Raw genomic sequence first — 16,783 nt, 5'->3', positions numbered from 1 at the left:
CGGCAGCGGTGCGCTGAGCGGTACGGGCCCGTCCCCCGACCGTGGACGACCACCGGGCCCGTACCGCGGCTCAGCGGGCCGGCGGGGTCGCCCGCCCGGTGCGGCCGTACGCCGACAGATGGCGGTAGGGCCAGGTCTGGAGCCAGTCGGAGCGGGTGTCGTCGACCGCGCAGCCCGCCAGCTTCAGCCGCTCGGCGATCTTGCGCAGGGCGTTCTCCGTGCCGTCGAAGCGGATGACGTTCCGGCCGGCGATGTCGGCGATCGTGCGCAGCTCGCCGACCTCCACCATCAGGGTGCGCTCCGGGTAGGCCATCAGCACCATGCCCAGCTCGATGAGCACGTTGGGCCGGGGCTGACCGGTGGGCTCGGTCTCGTACGGCGGCTCGGCCCTGCCGCGCAGGTCCGGGTGGAGCTGGACGATGTCGTCCGGGGTGAGCAGCACGAGGGCCGCCTGGGCCAGCGCGGGGGCCCCGGCGACGACCTCGCCGAGGAAGGGCGCCGTCCTGCCGGTGGCCTTGACCAGGTCCTCCCACTCCAGCGGACGCAGGTCGAGCAGGCGCAGCAGGTCGAACATCCGCAGCCGCACCTCCTCGTCACGCCCGTGGACGACGAAGACGTTGCGGCGGCGGTCCGGGGCCGGTGCGGAGTCGTCCCGGTCCGGGGGGACGGGGCGGAGGGGACGGGCCGGGACGGGGACGTGGAAGTTCTGCGTCCCCGAGTTGGTGGTGTTGTTGTTCCCCGTGACGAAGCTGTTGTTCCGCCCGAAGTCGTTGCTGCTTCCGTAGTCGCTGCTGTTGCCGCCCGTCGAGGTGTGCGTCATGCGGCTCCCGCCCCCTGACCGCCGGTCGGGCCGCCGAAGTTCTGGGTGCCCGAGTTGGTGGTGTTGTTGTTCCCCGTGACGAAGTTGTTGTTCTGCCCGTAGTTGTTGAGGATGTTGGTCTGGCGGGCCTCGTGCTCGGCCAGGTCCACGTTGTGCTCGTACAGGAAGTCACGGACGACGTGGAGGAACTGGCGCTCCACGATCTGCGTGTACTTGATGGTGTCGGTCTCCTGGAAGAAGACGTGGAAGTGGGGGCTGGTCGCCATCTCCCGGACGCTGGTGACCGCACCGCGGTTGAGCACGGCGTCCGCGTAGCGGCCGAGGCCGAACTCGCTGGTGTCGGCCGGCTGCGGCACCCGGATGCGCTCCTTGGCCCACGGCAGCCGCGGCAGCAGCCGGGCACCGGCCGCCTTGGCGGCGGCCGACCGTACCGCGGAGTGGGGCGTGCCGCGGACGGTGTGCCAGGCCAGCTTGAGCAGCAGCCGCTCGTCCAGGGCGGCGGGGAGCCGGTCCACCAGCTGGAAGCTCGCCCGGACCGGCGCCAGCACGTACGAGTAGAACTCGGTGTGCAGGGTGTTGCCCTTGAGGTCGAAGCCGACGAACGCCGTGGTGACCAGCTCCTGGTCCCAGGACCCCACCCGGATGCACAGATAGCTGCGTCCCGTGTCGTGGGCGTCCTCCCACCGGCCGTCGAGCCGGTCGAGCTCCTCGGGGGTCGGCTCGGACACGCCCCGCAGCGTGGTGACGGCCGTGGTGAAGGTGCTCCGCTCCACGGCGAGGCCCTCGATCCGCTGCGTCGGGCGGGCCTGGGCGCGCAGCCGGGCGGTCATGCGGTCGGCGACGTAGGCGGTCAGTTCCTCGACGGTGAAGGGGATGACCTCCTTGCGCTTGGGCTCCTGCCCGGTGGCGCCGGGTGCCGCGGGCGCGACCGCGCCGGGCCGGCCGTCGAACACCCCGAGCGGCGCGCCGATCAGCAGTTCCGCGTTGGACCAGCGGCGCACCTGCGCGCCCGCGCCGACGAACGGCTTGTAGCCGCCGTAGCGGATCACCGTGCCGTCCGAGGTCTGCTCCCGCTGGATCTTGGCCACCAGCTCGGGCGTCAGCTCGGGGTGTTCGGGGTACGAACCGTCGAACCCCCGGCCCCGGCGTCCCTCCCCGGTGCGGGCGGCCAGCCGGCGCGTCAGCGTCTGCAGGGTGACGACCCGCCGCAGGTACGCGGTGATCCACAGCAGCCAGAGCACGGCCAGCAGCGCGGTGAACCCGTTCAGCGCGCCGACGGCCATCAGGAAGAACGTGACGGCGGCGCCCGCGGCGAACACGGCCAGCCGGATGCGTTGCAGGCGGCGTGCCGCCAGCGCGTGCGCGAGCACGGGTACCGCGTCGTAGCCGTACGACGGGGCCACGACCCGGTACCGGTGGGTCAGCAGCTCGCGGATGACACCGGCGCGGTAGACCGGGTCGAGGTAGGTGCCCGCGCACAGCAGCCGGGTGGCGTTGCTCGTCGCGTCCGGGCCCGGGCGGGCCGCGACCGGTCCGCCCGGTTCCGGTGCCGGAGCGGGCACGGTGAGGAAGTCGCTCGCCATTGTCTTCTCGCTCCGTTCCGGTCAGCCGGTGGGGGTCATGGAGGCGTCGGTGATGACACCGTCGGCCACGGTGTACCGGCCGCTGTACGACTTCTGCGTGCCGTCGGTCTGCCGGGCGAGGAGCTGCACCCAGACCGTGTCGCCCTGAACGGACGCGATGGTGACGTCGTCCCGCTCTGTGGTGGCGAAGCCCGACACGAAGGAGGTGTAGGACGCGTCGAGGTTCTTGCCGCCCAGGTCCCAGGCGGTCGCGAAGTCCCGCTGGTTGATGGCGTCGAAGAAACGGGTGACCGTGCCGGCGGGGCCGTCGGCCGCCTCGGTGCTCGCGGTGACGGCCGGGTCGGAAGCGGTGTCCGTGGGCTCGGCGCTGTCGGTGGGCGCCCAGGTCGGTGTCTCGTACGCCGTGGAGATGTCCGGTGCCGGCGTGTTCGAGGACGACGGGTCGTAGTCGCCGGAGTAGCCACCGGAGTAGCCGCCCGAGTAACTGCTGCCGGAGTAGCCGCCGCCGTCGAGGGGCGGCGTCCCGGGTCCGCTGCCGCTCTCCGTGTCCAGGTGGGACGCGATGCCCATGAGCAGGATCAGCAGGAAGGGGACACCACCGATGAGCAGTGCGTACGTCCGCTCCCTACCGCCGGCGGGTAAGAGGCTCGGCGGCTCGTAGGTGTGGTTCATGGGTCCTCGCAACTCCCGGCAGACGTCCGGGATCTCGCTCGTTCCGTCGGTATGACGACAGTCACTCTGCCCGACATCCGTCGGGCTGGAGCCGGTTTCACGCTTCCGATGCACTTCCGATCCACCACGCGCCGGGGCGTGCGTCGGACCGGGGGTTCAGATGGCGGTGCAGGGCACCGGCCACTGCCGGATGCGCGGGGGCAGGGTCACCGCCCAGCCGCCGCCGGCCAGCACCAGCCGCTCGGCCGTGAGCAGCCCCAGTGCCTCCCGCTCGACGGCGTCCAGGGCGGCGACGGCTGTGGGCTCCAGGAGCCGGAGGAACGTGGCGTGCAGTGCGGGGTGGTCCAGGGTCAGCCGGACGGCCGTGCCCCGCTCCCGGCGGTCCACGACCGTGACGAAGTCCGGGCCGCGCCGGTGGTAGAGGGCGCCGTGGGCGTGACCGGCCCGCCAGGACGCCAACAGGTCCGGATCGCCCGGGAGTTCGGCCGGCGGGGGGAGGTGGCGCAGCACGCGGGGGTCGTACGACGGTGTGCCCGTCGCCCGCCAGCTCACGCCGAGTCCCAGGCCCTGGCACTCGCGCAGGAACCGCACCGCCTCCGCCGTCGCCCGCCCCCCGCCGCTCAGGTCCAGCGGTACGGCGGTCTCGACGCGGCGCCCGGTGCGCCGGTGCGGCACGGTGCCGGGCAGCCCGGTCATCCGGCCCCCTCGGGCAGCCGGACCGGCTCGCCCCAGGTCGGCAGGGAGACGAACGTGGCGCCGTCGCGGAACAACAGGCCCAGCTCGAAGGCCTCGTGGACCCATGTCTCCAGCGCCTCCGCCGCCACTCCGTGGCCGTCGGCGGTGAGCAGGCGGTGCAGCGCGGGCACGGTCCGGCCGTCCTCCAGGCGGCGCAGGGCGGCGGCGCGCCAGCCGGTGAAGCGGTGGGTGACGGGGGGCCGGCCGTGCCGGCGGTCGTGCACCAGGAGCCGGGCGCCGTCCTCCTCGAACAGCAGCCGGGAGTGCGCGTGCCCGGCCCGCCAGGCGGCCACCGCCTCCTTCAGCCGCCGCTCGACCGGGTCGCCGATGCCCGCGGGCTCGGTGTCGAACAGGTAGACCAAGTCGGCGAGTTCGTCCTCGGGCAGGTCGTAGACGTGCTGGTACATCGCGGCCGGGCGGCGCTTGCCGAAGCCGAGGTCCGGGTCGGTGAAGTGCGGGCTGAACCGCTCCAGCTGGATGCGGTGGGCGCCGCTGGGCGGCTGGAGGTGGACGAGGGCGGGGAGCTGGTCGATGACGGGCGTGTAGTCGTCGGCGCGCTCGCCGGGGAAGCCGTACAACAGGTTCCAGGAGCAGGTCAGGGCGTGGTTCTCGCACTCGCGCAGGGTGCGCACGTTCCGGGCGCCGGTGACGCCCTTGGCCATGAGGTCCAGGACGCGGCTGCCCAGGCTCTCGATGCCGGGCTGGATGTGCACGGTGCCGGACTCGCCGAGGAGCCGGAGCTGGGCGGGGGTGAGGTTGGACTTGACCTCGTAGTGCAGCCGCAGGTCCCAGCCGGCGGCCGCGACGCGGGGCAGGAAGTCGCGGAAGTAGGCCATGTCGATGATGTTGTCGACGGTGACCACGTCGAGCAGGCGGTGGCGGCGCACCAGCCGGTCGATCTCCGTCCACAGCCGCTCCCCCGGCTTGGCGCGGAAGGCCATGGCGGAACCGTTCAGCCCGCAGAAGGTGCAGTGGTGCTTCTCGCCCCACCAGCAGCCCCGGGCCCCTTCCACGACGAGCTTGGGATGGATGTACTCCTGGACCGGGGAGGCCTCCAGCGCGGACTGCCACTGGTCGTAGTCGGGCGAGGGTATGTCGGCCGGGGCCACGGTCCGCCGGGTTTCGGTGTTGGCCCGGGACACCGCGCCGTCCCACCAGCACAGGCCGGGGACGTCCACGGGCGCGGTGCCCGCGTCCAGGTGGCGTAAGAGCGCCGGGAAGGCGTACTCGGCCTCGCCGCGCACCACGTGGTCGACGAACGGGTGGTTGCGGTGCAGGGCGTGCCCCATCGGCCCGTCGCAGTTGCTGCCGCCGAAGACGACCGTCACCTGTGGCCTTCTGCGCTTGAGTGCGCGGGCCAGGGCCAGGGACGGCACGTTCTGCATGAAGGTGGTGGTGAAACCGACCACGTCCGGGTCGGCGGCCAGGATCCCGGTGGCGCAGGCGTCGACGAACGGGGCCGCGTACGGGCGCATCTCCAGGGCCGTGTCGATGAGGACGCCCCGGTCGGCCGCGTACTGCCGCAGCCGGGCCGTTCCCCAGCCGGGGTCGTCGTACAGGGCGCCGGAGAAGACCCAGTCGCCGAGGCCGTGGAAGATCGCGTCGCTGCCGACCGCCACGTAGTCCCCCGGCCGCAGCCGGCCGCCGGAGTGCTCCAGCAGGAACTCCGCCCAGCGCAGGGAGCCGTGGAACTCGGTGACCTCGTCACCGGGGCGGGCCTGCCGCACGATCCGGTTGAGCAGGCCCAGTTGCAGCGAGGGCAGGTCGAGGGGATGCCACGGCATCGTGACCAGGTGGACGCGCATGCTCAGCGGGTCGGCCGCTTCTCCAGGATCGCCGGCCGGCGGGTGGTGCCGGCCTGGTCCTCGCGGACCACGACCTTCTTGATCTCCACGGCCACCACTCCCCTCGCGGCATGCGAACGCCCCTGCGCCGCACGGCTGTCCACCATATGGACAGATGTGTGTGCGGCACAAGGGCGTTCCGTGACGGCGTGGTCACAGCCGCGGGTCGACCGGCTCCGACTCCAGCGCCAGCACCCCGAACACCGCCTCGTGCACCCGCCACAGCGGCTCTCCGTCCGCGAGCCGGTCCAGGGCCTCCAGACCCAGGGCGTACTCGCGCAGGGCCAGGGAGCGCTTGTGGTTCAGGAACCGCTGCCGCAGCCGGGCCAGGTTGTCCGGCCGGGTGTACTCGGGACCGTAGATGATCCGCAGGTACTCCCGCCCGCGGCACTTGACGCCGGGCTGCACCAGCCGTCCCTCGGCGTTGCGGACCAGCGCGCCGAGCGGCTTGACGACCATGCCCTCGCCGCCCCGGCCGGTCATCTCCAGCCACCAGTCGACGCCCGCGCGGACCGACTCCGGCTCGCCGGTGTCGACGTACAGCCGCCGGGTGGTCTGCAGCAGCCCGGTGCCGTCGTGCGCCACCAGCCGGTCGATCAGCGCCAGTTGCTCGTCGTGCGGCAGCGCGGCGAGGCTGCGGCCCTGGACGGCCAGCAGCTGGAAGGGGGCCAGCCGGACGCCGTCCAGGCCCTCGGTGGTCCAGCAGTAGCGGCGGTAGGCCGCGGTGAACGCCGCGGCGGCCTCGGCCCGTTCCCGCTGCCGGGCGAGCAGGCCGCCCACGTCGGCACCGCGCGCGGCCGCCGCCTCCAGGGCCGCGAGCGCGCCCGGGAACACCGCGCCGGACGCGGCGCCCACGGCCGCGTACTGGCCGCGCAGCAGTCCCGAGGCCTTCAGCGACCACGGCATCAGCTCGGCGTCCAGCAGCAGCCAGTCGGTGGCCAGTTCCTCCCACAGACCGGCGCCGTCGATCGCCGAGCGCAGCCGGCCGAGGATCTCCTCGGTCACCTCCGCGTCGTCGAGGAACGGCCGTCCGGTACGGGTGTACAGCGAACCCGTGGGCCCGTCCACACCGAACCGCCTCCGCGCCGCCTCCGCGTCCCGGCAGACCAGCGCCACGGCCCGGGAGCCCATGTGCTTCTCCTCGCACACCACCCGCGCGACCCCGTCCCGCGCGTACTGCGCGAAGGCCTCCTGCGGATGTTCCAGGTAGCCGTCCACCTGCGAGGTGGCCGTCGGCGCCATGGTCGGCGGCAGGTACGGCAGCAGGCGTGGGTCGGTGGCGAAGCGGCTCATGACCTCCAGCGCCGCCGCCGCGTTCTCCTCCCGGACCGCCACCCGGCCCGCGTGCCGGGTCTCCACGGCCCGGCGGCCGTGCACGTCCGCCAGGTCCAGCGGCCGGCCGTCGTGCCCGCCGGGCGCCTCGGTGCGCAGCGGCCGCGCCGGCTCGTACCAGACCCGCTCGGCCGGTACGTCGACCAGCTCGCGCTCGGGCCAGCGCAGCGCGGTGAGCTTGCCGCCGAAGACGGCACCGGTGTCCAGGCAGATGGTGTTGTTGAGCCAGGTGGCCTCGGGCACCGGGGTGTGGCCGTACACCACGGCCGCGCGGCCCCGGTAGTCCTCCGCCCACGGGTAGCGCACCGGCAGCCCGAACTCGTCGGTCTCGCCGGTGGTGTCGCCGTACAGGGCGTGCGAGCGGACCCGGCCGGAGGTGCGGCCGTGGTACTTCTCGGGCAGGCCGGCGTGGCACACCACGAGCTTGCCGCCGTCCAGCACGTAGTGGCTGACCAGGCCGTCCAGGAACTCCCGGACCTCCGCCTCGAACTCCTTGCTCTCGCCCTCCATCTGGGCGATGGTCTCGGCCAGCCCGTGGGTGTGCTGGACCTTGCGGCCCCTGAGGTGACGGCCGTACTTGTTCTCGTGGTTGCCGGGCACGCACAGCGCGTTGCCCGACTTCACCATCGTCATCACGCGGCGCAGCACGCCGGGGCTGTCCGGGCCGCGGTCGACCAGGTCGCCGACGAACACGGCGGTACGGCCCTCGGGGTGCACCCCGTCCACGTAACCCAGCCTGCCCAGCAGCGACTCCAGTTCGGCGGAGCAGCCGTGGACGTCGCCGATGATGTCGAAGGGGCCGGTGAGGTGGGTCAGGTCGTTGAAGCGCTTCTCGGTGACGACGGTGGCGTTCTCGGCCTCCTCCACCCCGCGCAGCACGTGCACCTTGCGGAAGCCCTCGCGCTCCAGGTGGCGCAGCGAGCGGCGCAGTTCGCGGATGTGCCGCTGGATGACCCGGCGGGGCATGTCGGCCCGGTCGGTGCGGGCCGCGTTGCGCTCGGCGCACACCTCCTCCGGCATGTCCAGCACGATGGCGATGGGCAGCACGTCGTACTTCCTGGCCAGCTCGATCAGCTGACGGCGGCCGTCCTGCTGCACGCTGGTGGCGTCCACGACGGTGCGGCGGCCGGCGGCCAGCCGCTTGCCGGCGATGTAGTGCAGGACGTCGAAGGCGTCCCGGCTGGCGCTCTGGTCGTTCTCGTCGTCGGCGACCAGGCCGCGGCAGAAGTCGGAGGAGATCACCTCGGTGGGCTTGAAGTGCCGTCGCGCGAAGGTGGACTTGCCGGAGCCGGAGGCGCCGACGAGGACGACGAGGGAGAGGTCGGTGACGGGCAGGACCCGTCCCTTGTGCTGTGTCTCGGTCATGCCGCCTTCGCCTCCTTCTCCTTGTCCTTGTCCTTGTCCTTGTCCTTCTTGATCGTGAACACGGCCATCTGGGTGGGCGGCCCGACCTCGGGGTCGTCGGTGCCGACGGGGGTGAACCCGACCGCGTAGCCGTGCCGTTCGGCCACGGTCGCCGCCCAGTCGCGGAACTCCTCACGGGTCCACTCGAAGCGGTGGTCGGCGTGCCGGACGTGGCCGGCGGGCAGGCTCTCCCAGCGGACGTTGTACTCGGCGTTCGGGGTGGTCACGACGACCGTGCGCGGGCGGGCGTGCCCGAACACGGCGTACTCCAGGGCGGGCAGCCGGGGCGGGTCGAGGTGCTCGACCACCTCGCTGAGCACGGCGGCGTCGTAGCCCTTGAGCCGGTTGTCGGTGTAGGCGAGGGAGCCCTGGACAAGCCGGACGCGCGCGGCCTGCCGTTCGCCCATCCGGTCCAGCTTCAGCCGCCGGGCGGCGATGGTCAGGGCGCGTACCGACACGTCGACACCGACGATCTCGGTGAAGCGCACGTCCTTGAGCAGCTCCTGCACCAGCTGGCCCTGTCCGCAGCCGAGGTCGAGGACCCGGGCCGCGCCGGACGCGCGCAGCGCCTCCGTGATCGCCTCCCGCCGCTGCACGGCGAGCGGGGTCGGCCTCTCCTCCGCGCCGGTGTCCTGTGCGACGGCGTTGTCGAGGTCCTCCACCTCGCTGTCGTCGGCCTCCGCGAGCCGCACCAGTTCCAGCCGCTCCATCGCCTGCCGGGTCAGCGACCAGCGGCGCGAGAGGTACCGGCTGGTGATCAGCTTGTGCTCCGGGTGCTCGGCCAGCCAGCCCTCGCCGGCCCGCAGCAGCTTGTCGACCTCGTCGGCGGAGACCCAGTAGTGCTTGGCGTCGTCCAGCACCGGCAGCAGCACGTACAGGTGGCGCAGCGCCTCGGCGAGGGTCAGCCGGTCCGACTCCAGCACCAGCCGCACGTACCGCGATTCGCCCCACTCCGGGAACGCGGTGTCGAGCGGCACGGGGTCGGCGGTGACGGTCCAGCCGAGCGGTTCGAAGAGGCCGCGGACGAGACCGGCCCCGCCACGCGCGGGCAGCGCCGGCACCTCGATGCGCAGGGGCAGGGGTGCGGCGGCCCGCTCCGGGCGGGCGGTGCACACGCCGCGCAGGGCGCTGGAGAACACGTTGCCCAGCGCGACGGCGAGCAGCGAGGAGGCCGCGTAGGGGCGGTCGTTGACGTACTGCGCGAGGGCGGCGTCGGGTGCGCCGCCACGGCCCTTGCCCTTGCCCCGCCGGACCAGCGCGACCGTGTCGATCTCCAGCAGCAGCGCGGCCGTGCAGCGCTCGGCGTCCGCCTCGGGGTAGAACACGTGCGCCGTGCCGTACGAGGTGGAGAAAGCCTGGGCCCTGCCGGGGTGCTTGTGCAGCAGGTACCCCAGGTCGGTGGCCGGGTGCCCGGCCGTACCGGTGGTGGAGATCGTCACGAACATGCGGTCGAGTCTCCCCGGCCGGTGCCCCCGCCGACCACCGGTTTTCCTTACGGCGACGGCCGGCCCGCGCCGGACCGGCCGCGCCGGCTCCTCGCTCAGGACGCGGCGTCGACGATCTTCCGGGCGTTCGCCATGGCCCGCCGGTCGTCCGCGCGCCGGTCGTCCAGCGCCTTCTTGTTCCGGGTGATGACCTTCTTCTGCGCACGGCTCTCGACGGCGTGCACCGCCTGGATGTACCGGGTGTCGAGCTTGCACCGGGCGTCCGCGGCGGCGGTCTTCTTCTCCTTGGCCGACGGCTTGTCACCGCGGTACCAGGCGGAGTCGGTGGAGGCCTGGTCCGGATCGCTGTAGTGGAAGCCCTCGTCCTTCATGCACTTCGACCAGGCGCGGTCGGCCTTCTTCCAGGCAGGGTCCTTCCGCGCGTCCTTGTGCGCCATGTACCAGTACTGCAGGGGGAGCGAGTAGTAGCCGCTCAGCTTCACGCCGCCGATCTCCGTCGGCTTGGGCTCGGGGCCGTAGATCTTCTTGAGCGCCTCGCCCATGCACCCCTTCCTGGGGATGGGGTTGCCGTGCGCCCGGTGGCTGTCGCCGGACTCGAAGGTGCCGGTGAGGGCCGCGTACTGGTCGGCGGGCCATTCCATGGACTGGTTGTCGGACTCGGTGTCGGACTCGTCCCGCCGCGCGTGGTGGTAGCCGTGCTCGGCCGCCAGGTCGGGGTCGTCCACGCCGTACGGGCTGGTGTCACCGACCGTGCTGCTGACCGTGAGGGCGCCCTGCCGGACCGGGTAGGTCGACTCGACCGTCCTGATGTCGAGCGTCTTGAAGCCGCTGAAGCCGAGCCGGACCATGCACTGCTTGGCGAGGATCCACTGCGCGGTGCCGACCGCCTTGCCGTCACGGCTCGTCGCGTCCGGTATGTAGGCGTTCAGCGGGAACGACTTCATGGTGTTGAGGCGGCGGGCCTCGCCGTCGGTGTCGTCGTCGCCGACGAACTGGCAGGCCGAGACGGCGAGCAGGCCGGTGAGGGCGAGGGGGAGGAGTTTACGCACCGGGTCATCCGATCAGCCGGAGAACGGGTGCGCTGTGGTGGAGCCCACAGTTCCGCCACAGGGTGTCCACTGTTGGTCTGTTGTGAACTCCGCGTGTCCTCCATGTGATCTCCGTTATGGCTCCGAGGTCCCGGACCTGATGGAGTGAGCCTTCGTCAACTGACCAGTGACAGAAGGGGGAAACCATGACCCACGGCCAGGGAATCCGCGGCCGCCGGAGAGCCGCCGTAGCGCTGACGGCCGGAGCCGTCCTCGGCGCCGGCGTCCTCGCGACCGCTCCCGCCCAGGCGGCGGCGCCGGCCACGGCCTCCGCCCCGCACTCCGCCGCCGCGGCGCCGCAGGTGTCGGCCCAGGGCGCGTACGCCATGAACACGGCCACGGGCAAGCAGCTCTTCGGCAAGGCGCCGGACGGGCGGCTGCGCACCGGCTCCACGACCAAGATCATGACCGCGCTGGTGGTGCTGTCGCAGCGCGACGTGAACCTCGGGAAGAAGGTGAAGATCAAGAAGGAGTACACCGACTACGTCATCGACCCGGTCACGCACCAGCAGCGCTACTCCAGCGCCGGCCTGCTCCTCGGCGACTCGATGTCGGTCGGCGACCTGCTGTACGGCCTGCTGCTCCCCTCGGGCTGCGACGCGGCCTACGCACTGGCGGACGCCTACGGCACCGGCTCGACGACGGCCCAGCGCACGAAGTCGTTCATCGGCAAGATGAACGCCAAGGCGCGTGAACTCGGCCTGACGAACACCCACTTCGACTCCTTCGACGGGGTGTCCAACGGGAAGAACTACTCCTCGCCGCGGGACCTGGCCAAGCTGGCCGGGGTCGCGCTGAAGAACAAGACGTTCAAGAAGGTCGTCGGGACGAAGGTCTACGACGACATGAAGTCGTACCGGCCCGGCGGCGGCACGCACGCCATGCAGCCGTGGAACAACTCCAACAAGCTCCTCGGCTCGTACCGGGGCGCGTTCGGCGTGAAGACCGGCTCCGGGCCGGAGGCGAAGTTCTGCCTGGTCTTCGCGGCCACCCGCGGCTCGAAGACGGTCGTGGGCACGATCCTCGCGGACACGTCGCCGGACCAGCGCTTCAAGGACGCGACGAAGATCCTCGACTACGGCTTCACTCAGCGCGGCTGAGCCTCGCCGGGGGGATCATCCGGTCCCCCCGGCAGCTCTTCCGGCGGCGGAGCGTCGCGGGACGCGGAGCCCGGCGGGTCTGCCCGGGGGGCTACGACAGCTGCGACTGGACCTGGCCGGCGATCAGTTCCAGGTGGTCCAGGTCGTCGAGGTCCAGCACCTGGAGGTAGATCCGGCTGGAGCCGATCTCGGCGTACCGGCCGATCTTGTCGACGACCTCGGCGGGGGAACCCGCCAGCCCGTTGGCCTTCAGCTCGTCCACCTCACGGCCGATCGCGGCGGCCCGCCGGGCCACCTCCTGGTCGTCCTTGCCCACGCAGACCACGAGCGCGTTGGAGTACGTCAGGTCGTCCGCGGCCCGGCCCGCCTCCACCGCGGCGGTCCGCACCCGGGCGAACTGCCGCGCGCTGTCCTCGACCGAGCCGAACGGGACGTTGAACTCGTCGGCGTACCGGGCGGCGAGCCGCGGGGTACGGGTCGCGCCGTGGCCGCCGATGAGCACCGGGACCTTCCGCTGGGCGGGCTTGGGCAGCGCCGGCGAGTCGGTGAGGTCGTAGTACGTGCCGTGGAAGTCGAAGGTCTTGCCGACCTCGGTCGCCCACAGTCCGGTGACGATCGCGAGCTGCTCCTCCAGCCGCGCGAACCTCTCCTTCGGGAACGGGATGCCGTACGCCTTGTGCTCCTCCTCGAACCAGCCCGCGCCGAGACCGAGTTCGACCCGGCCGCCCGACATCTGGTCGACCTGGGCGACCTGGATGGCGAGCACACCGGGCAGCCGGAAGGTGCCGGCGGTCATCAGGGTGCCGAGGCGGATGCGCTTGGTCTCACGGGCCAGGCCGGCCAGCGTCATCCAGGCGTCCGTCGGGCCGGGCAGCCCGTCCACGGCGCCCATGCGGAGATAGTGGTCGGAACGGAAGAAGGCGTCGAATCCGAGGTCCTCGGTGGCCTTCGCCACGGTGAGCAGGGTGTCGTAGGCAGCCCCCTGCTGGGGCTCGGTGAAGATTCGAAGGTCCATACACCTATCCTGCACGGCACCTGCCGTGTCAACCGCGCCGGCGCCCTGCGGCACGGCCGTGCCCTGCCGGGTGAGAACCGGCCGCCCCGCGCGCCGGCCCCGTCGCCGGCACGATCGACTTCTCGGACGTCGATCGACGCCACCGCCGTCGCCGAGGTGCCCGCGGCGCTTCACACCCCGGACGGGCTGTCCTGGGCGTCCTCCGGCACCACCTCCGCCCGTGCCGCCAGCTTGCGCAGCATCTCCAGGACGCGGTCGCGCGACTCGTCGGCCGCGTCGATCGCCTCCATGCACTGCCAGTACGTCGTCTCGTCGGCCGCGGCGCTGGCCATGCCGACCAGGGCCATGCCGACCTCACCGAGCAGGCCGCCGAGGCAGAGCAGGGTCTCGCGGGCGTCGTCCAGCCGGGTGAGCTGGGCGGCGCGCAGGTCGCCCGGGTCGAGGTCGGGCGGGTCCAGGACCCCGCAGCCCCGGCCCGCCAGCTCGGTCAGCCCCAGTGCCTCGCCCCGCAGCTCCGGCGGGCCGGAGACCGCGAGCCGGCTGCCGATCGCCTGCGCCAGGGCCTGGGCCTGCCAGACCTCCGTCATCATCTCCGCCGTGTCGGCGCCCCTTGCCAGGGCGCGCCTGCTCGTGAGGATGAGCCGAACCGCATCCATACGATGAACCCCCGTCCGTCGGCCGCGCCATCCCGCACGGCTACGTGAACTCCCTTGTTCACTACCCAGAGTGAGGGCCAGTGAGACGAAAAGCCAGAGGTAGGCGGAAATCTGTGGACAACAATTCGGATTCGACAGGCAATTCGGCTACGCAGCGTTATAACGGAGTTCAGGCGTCCGGCCGGCGGTCACCGGCACCGGGGAGCGGGAAGCGGAGTTCGTTGCGCTCGATCTTCGCGGCCAGGGCGGCCAGCGGATCGACGCCGAGGACGTCGCAGAGCTGAAGCAGATAGGCCAGGACGTCGGCGACCTCGTCGGTGACGCGGTGCGCCGTGCCGGGGTCGTCCATCACCCGGGCCGACTCCTCCGGCGTCAGCCACTGGAAGATCTCGACCAGTTCGGAGGCCTCCACCGAAAGGGCGGAAGCGAGGTTCTTGGGCGTGTGGTACGGCTGCCAGTTGCGCGCGGCGGCGAACTCGGCCAGCCGGCGCTGGAGTCGGGCCAGGTCGGGGTGTTCCGTCACGGGTTCAGGTGTACCACCGTGGTCCCGGGGATCCCGGTGGCCCAGGAGGCGTCCTGCACAGCGGCCACGCAGCGGATGTGCCCGCGCTCGCCCATCCGGACGGCCAGCCGCAGCAACTCGCGGCGCTGGCGGGGGTCGAGGCCGCGGTCGAAACCGTCGGCGAGGACGGTGAGGGTGCGCAGCGCGTCGGGCACCTCGCCCGGGGTGTCCACGTCGAGCACGCCCGGACCGGTCAGCAGCACCAGCGTCAGCGCGAGGTAGCGCAGCTCGCCGTCGCCGAGCCGGGCGAGAGCGGTACGGAAGCCGTCGCCGCGGTCGAGCAGCGCCCGTACCGTGCCGTCGGCCATCGGCTCGGCGACCAGGTCGGTCACCGGGCCGGCGCAGCCCGCGTGCAGCGCCCCGACCAGCTGACCGTGCCGCCGGCCGCACTCCGCGCGCGTGCGCCACAGTACGTCGGCGAGGTTGTCGCAGCCGGGCAGCAGCCGGCCGGAACCGGACGGCACCGGCCGGCGCATGCGCTCCGGGCGGGGATCGCAGGGGAAGACGGAGCGCAGGGCGACGACCATCTGCTCGGCAGCGGCGAGCACATGCCGCTGGCCGTCCGTCTTGCCGGCCACCCGCAGCGGCAGCAGGGCCGTGCCCAGGCGGTCGTCGGGGAGCGGGGCGCGGGTCACCGGGGCGGAACCCGCGGTGTGCCAGGCGGCCTGGACGGTGCGGCGCCCGGGGTCGCGCAGCGCGGTCTCCAGCAGGACGACCCCGCGCGCGGTCAGCCGCTCCCCCACGATCCGCGGGTACGGTTCGGCCTGGACGGCGACGTCGAGCCGGACCGGACCCTCCGCGCCGTCGGCCGTACAGCCGATCCGGAAGCCCCGCCGCCCCTCGGCGTCGGGCCGCGCCCGCTCCGGCACGCAGGAGACCGGGTCCGGGAACGCCTCGGCGAGCGGGGCGCCGCCGCCGAGCCGGGCCAGCGCCTCGTACGCGGCGAGCGCGGTGGTCTTGCCGGAGCCGCTGGGCCCCGCGAAGACGGTCACCGGCCCCAGCGGAAACCCGGCCCGCCGGTGGCCGGCGAAGGCCGACAGCCGCAACTCGGTGATCCGGCACCGGACGTCGACGGACTCCCGACCGTGCGCGCGGCCTTGCGCGGCAAGGGTGGCGGCGGACGCGTCGGCCGCCGGCGGCTGAGCGGACGCGGAGGGCGCGGAGGGCACGGCCATAGGCGGACCGTAGGGCTCCGCCCCCACGGGGAACCGTTTCGGCGCGGGGACGTTCCTACGATCGGGGGACACCCCGCTCCCCCCGGAGCCGCCGCGCGTACCGGACCGGCCGGCACCGCACGCCGGGGCGGGCCGAAGGCGACCGAACCCCGGCCGGGTGTCCGCCACACCGGAAAGCAAGCCGGCCTGGCGCCCGCCCCGCACGCTGGAAAGCAAGCCGGAGGCGACCGAAGCCGGGCCGGGTCCCGCCTCGCACGCTGGAAAGCAAGCGGAAGCCCGACCGGAAGGAGCAGCGCCCGCCCCGCACACCGGAAAGCAAGCGGAGGCGGCCGGCCCCGACCACAAGGGACAGCACCCGCCCCGCCCGCACACCGCAGACCGACAGCGACGGACCCCGACCGGAAGGAGCAGCGGCCGCCCCGCACACCGGAAAGCAAGCGGAGGCGGCCGACCCCGACCGCAAGGGACAGCACCCGCCCCGCCCGCACACCGCAGACCGACAGCGACGGACCCCGACCGGAAGGAGCAGAAGCAGCGGCCGCCCCGCACACCGGAAAGCGAGCCGGAGGCGACCGAAGCCGGGCCGGGTCCCGCCCCGCACGCTGGAAAGCAAGCGGAAGCCCGACCGGAAGGAGCAGTGCCCGCCCCGCACGGCGGAAAGCGAGCCGGAGTCGACCGGGCCCGACCGCAGGGGACAGCGCCCGCTCCCCACTCCGCAGGCCGACGGCGACCGGACCCCGGGCTGAAGCAGCGTCCGGAGGCGGCCCGCCGCCCGGTGCGTGCCGGCTGTCAGCCGCCCGAGATGCCCGCGCCCTCCATCAGGCCGCTGACCTCGGTGCCGGGCGGGGTGAGGAGGAAGACGTTGCGGTCGACGCGGTGCATTCCGCTGCCCAGGCCGAAGACGACGCCGGTGCTGAAGTCGAGGACGCGCTTGGCGACCTCGCCCTCCGCGCCGGACAGGTCCAGCAGCACCGGCACGCCGGCCATCAGGGTCTCGGCGACCTCCCGCGCGTCCGCGAAGACGTTGACGCGCAGGACCACGAACCGGCGCCGGGTCTCTGTCTCCGCGTCGGGCAAAGAGCGGTGGTTCACCGCCGACGGCCAGGCGTCCCGGCCCCGCAGCGGCACGACCTGGGCGAGCCCTTCCCACTGTTCATCGGTGACGTCGTAACGGCTCACCGGCTCCCCCCGACCTGACTCGCACTCGATGCCTGCACCAGCCAATTCTTACGCCAAGTCACCCGTTCGGCCCAACAGCGACACGGTGCGCGACCGATTCGGCACCCCCTCCTCCGCCCCAACCGGCGACATATATCCGCAATCGCCCGCTTCTTACCGGGCTCATACCCGAC

At 72.8% G+C, this 16,783-nt stretch carries 15 protein-coding genes; 1 reads left to right on the top strand and 14 read right to left on the bottom strand.

The features are described 5' to 3' along the window. Positions 1 to 70 precede the first annotated feature (70 nt). The 9 genes from S1361_RS29660 to S1361_RS29620 form a co-directional block, all read right to left on the bottom strand. A complete protein-coding gene (locus S1361_RS29660) occupies positions 71 to 820 on the bottom strand; it encodes a TIR domain-containing protein (RefSeq protein ID WP_208034957.1) in 750 nt (249 codons plus the stop codon). Beyond that, entirely contained in the window at positions 817 to 2,403 is a 1,587-nt protein-coding gene (locus S1361_RS29655) for a hypothetical protein (protein WP_208034956.1), read from the bottom strand. Before S1361_RS29655 ends, S1361_RS29660 begins: the two co-directional genes overlap by 4 nt. A 21-nt stretch (positions 2,404 to 2,424) precedes the next feature. Then, entirely contained in the window at positions 2,425 to 3,075 is a 651-nt protein-coding gene (locus S1361_RS29650; RefSeq protein WP_208034955.1) for a hypothetical protein, read from the bottom strand. 156 nt (positions 3,076 to 3,231) lie between these two features. Continuing rightward, positions 3,232 to 3,771: a DUF5825 family protein gene (locus S1361_RS29645; protein WP_208034954.1), complete on the bottom strand. Its 540-nt coding sequence runs from the start codon at positions 3,769 to 3,771 to the stop codon at positions 3,232 to 3,234. Continuing rightward, positions 3,768 to 5,615: a RiPP maturation radical SAM C-methyltransferase gene (locus tag S1361_RS29640; protein ID WP_208034953.1), complete on the bottom strand. Its 1,848-nt coding sequence runs from the start codon at positions 5,613 to 5,615 to the stop codon at positions 3,768 to 3,770. Before S1361_RS29640 ends, S1361_RS29645 begins: the two co-directional genes overlap by 4 nt. A 2-nt stretch (positions 5,616 to 5,617) precedes the next feature. Continuing rightward, on the bottom strand, positions 5,618 to 5,761 hold the full coding sequence (locus tag S1361_RS29635; RefSeq protein WP_208034952.1) for a hypothetical protein: 144 nt from the start codon (positions 5,759 to 5,761) through the stop codon (positions 5,618 to 5,620). Positions 5,762 to 5,807: 46 nt separating this feature from the next. Beyond that, complete coding sequence (locus S1361_RS29630; RefSeq protein ID WP_208034951.1) at positions 5,808 to 8,351, bottom strand: polynucleotide kinase-phosphatase; 2,544 nt, start codon at positions 8,349 to 8,351, stop codon at positions 5,808 to 5,810. Beyond that, complete coding sequence (locus tag S1361_RS29625; RefSeq protein WP_208034950.1) at positions 8,348 to 9,835, bottom strand: 3' terminal RNA ribose 2'-O-methyltransferase Hen1; 1,488 nt, start codon at positions 9,833 to 9,835, stop codon at positions 8,348 to 8,350. Before S1361_RS29625 ends, S1361_RS29630 begins: the two co-directional genes overlap by 4 nt. Positions 9,836 to 9,930: 95 nt before the next feature. Continuing rightward, positions 9,931 to 10,884 carry a hypothetical protein gene (locus S1361_RS29620; RefSeq protein ID WP_208034949.1) on the bottom strand — a complete coding sequence of 318 codons (954 nt, stop codon included), beginning with the start codon at positions 10,882 to 10,884 and terminating at the stop codon, positions 9,931 to 9,933. Between the two features lie 185 nt (positions 10,885 to 11,069). On the opposite strand from S1361_RS29620, the gene S1361_RS29615 reads away from it, so the two are divergent. Next, positions 11,070 to 12,023, top strand: a complete 954-nt coding sequence (locus S1361_RS29615; protein WP_208034948.1) for a D-alanyl-D-alanine carboxypeptidase family protein — start codon at positions 11,070 to 11,072, stop codon at positions 12,021 to 12,023. A gap of 91 nt (positions 12,024 to 12,114) precedes the next feature. On the opposite strand, the gene S1361_RS29610 is transcribed toward S1361_RS29615, so the two are convergent. The 5 genes from S1361_RS29610 to S1361_RS29590 all read right to left on the bottom strand — a co-directional run bounded on the left by S1361_RS29610 (position 12,115) and on the right by S1361_RS29590 (position 16,610). Continuing rightward, entirely contained in the window at positions 12,115 to 13,038 is a 924-nt protein-coding gene (locus tag S1361_RS29610) for an LLM class F420-dependent oxidoreductase (RefSeq protein WP_208034947.1), read from the bottom strand. 170 nt (positions 13,039 to 13,208) lie between these two features. Further along, entirely contained in the window at positions 13,209 to 13,694 is a 486-nt protein-coding gene (locus S1361_RS29605; RefSeq protein ID WP_208034946.1) for a DUF6099 family protein, read from the bottom strand. Positions 13,695 to 13,863: 169 nt separating this feature from the next. Next, a complete protein-coding gene (locus S1361_RS29600) occupies positions 13,864 to 14,217 on the bottom strand; it encodes a nucleotide pyrophosphohydrolase (protein ID WP_208034945.1) in 354 nt (117 codons plus the stop codon). Next, positions 14,214 to 15,431 carry an AAA family ATPase gene (locus S1361_RS29595; protein WP_208034944.1) on the bottom strand — a complete coding sequence of 406 codons (1,218 nt, stop codon included), beginning with the start codon at positions 15,429 to 15,431 and terminating at the stop codon, positions 14,214 to 14,216. The genes S1361_RS29600 and S1361_RS29595 overlap by 4 nt, the downstream gene beginning before the upstream one ends. Before the next feature lie 789 nt (positions 15,432 to 16,220). Next, positions 16,221 to 16,610 (bottom strand): cell division protein SepF, encoded by a 390-nt coding sequence (locus S1361_RS29590; RefSeq protein ID WP_208034943.1) that lies wholly within the window; start codon positions 16,608 to 16,610, stop codon positions 16,221 to 16,223. Between the last annotated feature and the right edge of the window lie 173 nt (positions 16,611 to 16,783).

This window comes from Streptomyces cyanogenus (assembly GCF_017526105.1).
GTDB classification, from domain to species: domain Bacteria; phylum Actinomycetota; class Actinomycetes; order Streptomycetales; family Streptomycetaceae; genus Streptomyces; species Streptomyces cyanogenus.
Note: the sequence above shows the minus strand (reverse complement) of the source record. Positions and strands in the feature narration are given on the sequence as shown.

What these genes read in the sequence shown, in the direction of transcription:
- S1361_RS29660 (WP_208034957.1), bottom strand. Translation starts at nt 820, where the DNA reads ATGACGCACACCTCGACGGGCGGCAACAGCAGCGACTACGGAAGCAGC.
- S1361_RS29655 (WP_208034956.1), bottom strand. Translation starts at nt 2,403, where the DNA reads ATGGCGAGCGACTTCCTCACCGTGCCCGCTCCGGCACCGGAACCGGGC.
- S1361_RS29650 (WP_208034955.1), bottom strand. Translation starts at nt 3,075, where the DNA reads ATGAACCACACCTACGAGCCGCCGAGCCTCTTACCCGCCGGCGGTAGG.
- S1361_RS29645 (WP_208034954.1), bottom strand. Translation starts at nt 3,771, where the DNA reads ATGACCGGGCTGCCCGGCACCGTGCCGCACCGGCGCACCGGGCGCCGC.
- S1361_RS29640 (WP_208034953.1), bottom strand. Translation starts at nt 5,615, where the DNA reads ATGCGCGTCCACCTGGTCACGATGCCGTGGCATCCCCTCGACCTGCCC.
- S1361_RS29635 (WP_208034952.1), bottom strand. Translation starts at nt 5,761, where the DNA reads ATGGTGGACAGCCGTGCGGCGCAGGGGCGTTCGCATGCCGCGAGGGGA.
- S1361_RS29630 (WP_208034951.1), bottom strand. Translation starts at nt 8,351, where the DNA reads ATGACCGAGACACAGCACAAGGGACGGGTCCTGCCCGTCACCGACCTC.
- S1361_RS29625 (WP_208034950.1), bottom strand. Translation starts at nt 9,835, where the DNA reads ATGTTCGTGACGATCTCCACCACCGGTACGGCCGGGCACCCGGCCACC.
- S1361_RS29615 (WP_208034948.1), top strand. Translation starts at nt 11,070, where the DNA reads ATGACCCACGGCCAGGGAATCCGCGGCCGCCGGAGAGCCGCCGTAGCG.
- S1361_RS29610 (WP_208034947.1), bottom strand. Translation starts at nt 13,038, where the DNA reads ATGGACCTTCGAATCTTCACCGAGCCCCAGCAGGGGGCTGCCTACGAC.
- S1361_RS29605 (WP_208034946.1), bottom strand. Translation starts at nt 13,694, where the DNA reads ATGGATGCGGTTCGGCTCATCCTCACGAGCAGGCGCGCCCTGGCAAGG.
- S1361_RS29595 (WP_208034944.1), bottom strand. Translation starts at nt 15,431, where the DNA reads ATGGCCGTGCCCTCCGCGCCCTCCGCGTCCGCTCAGCCGCCGGCGGCC.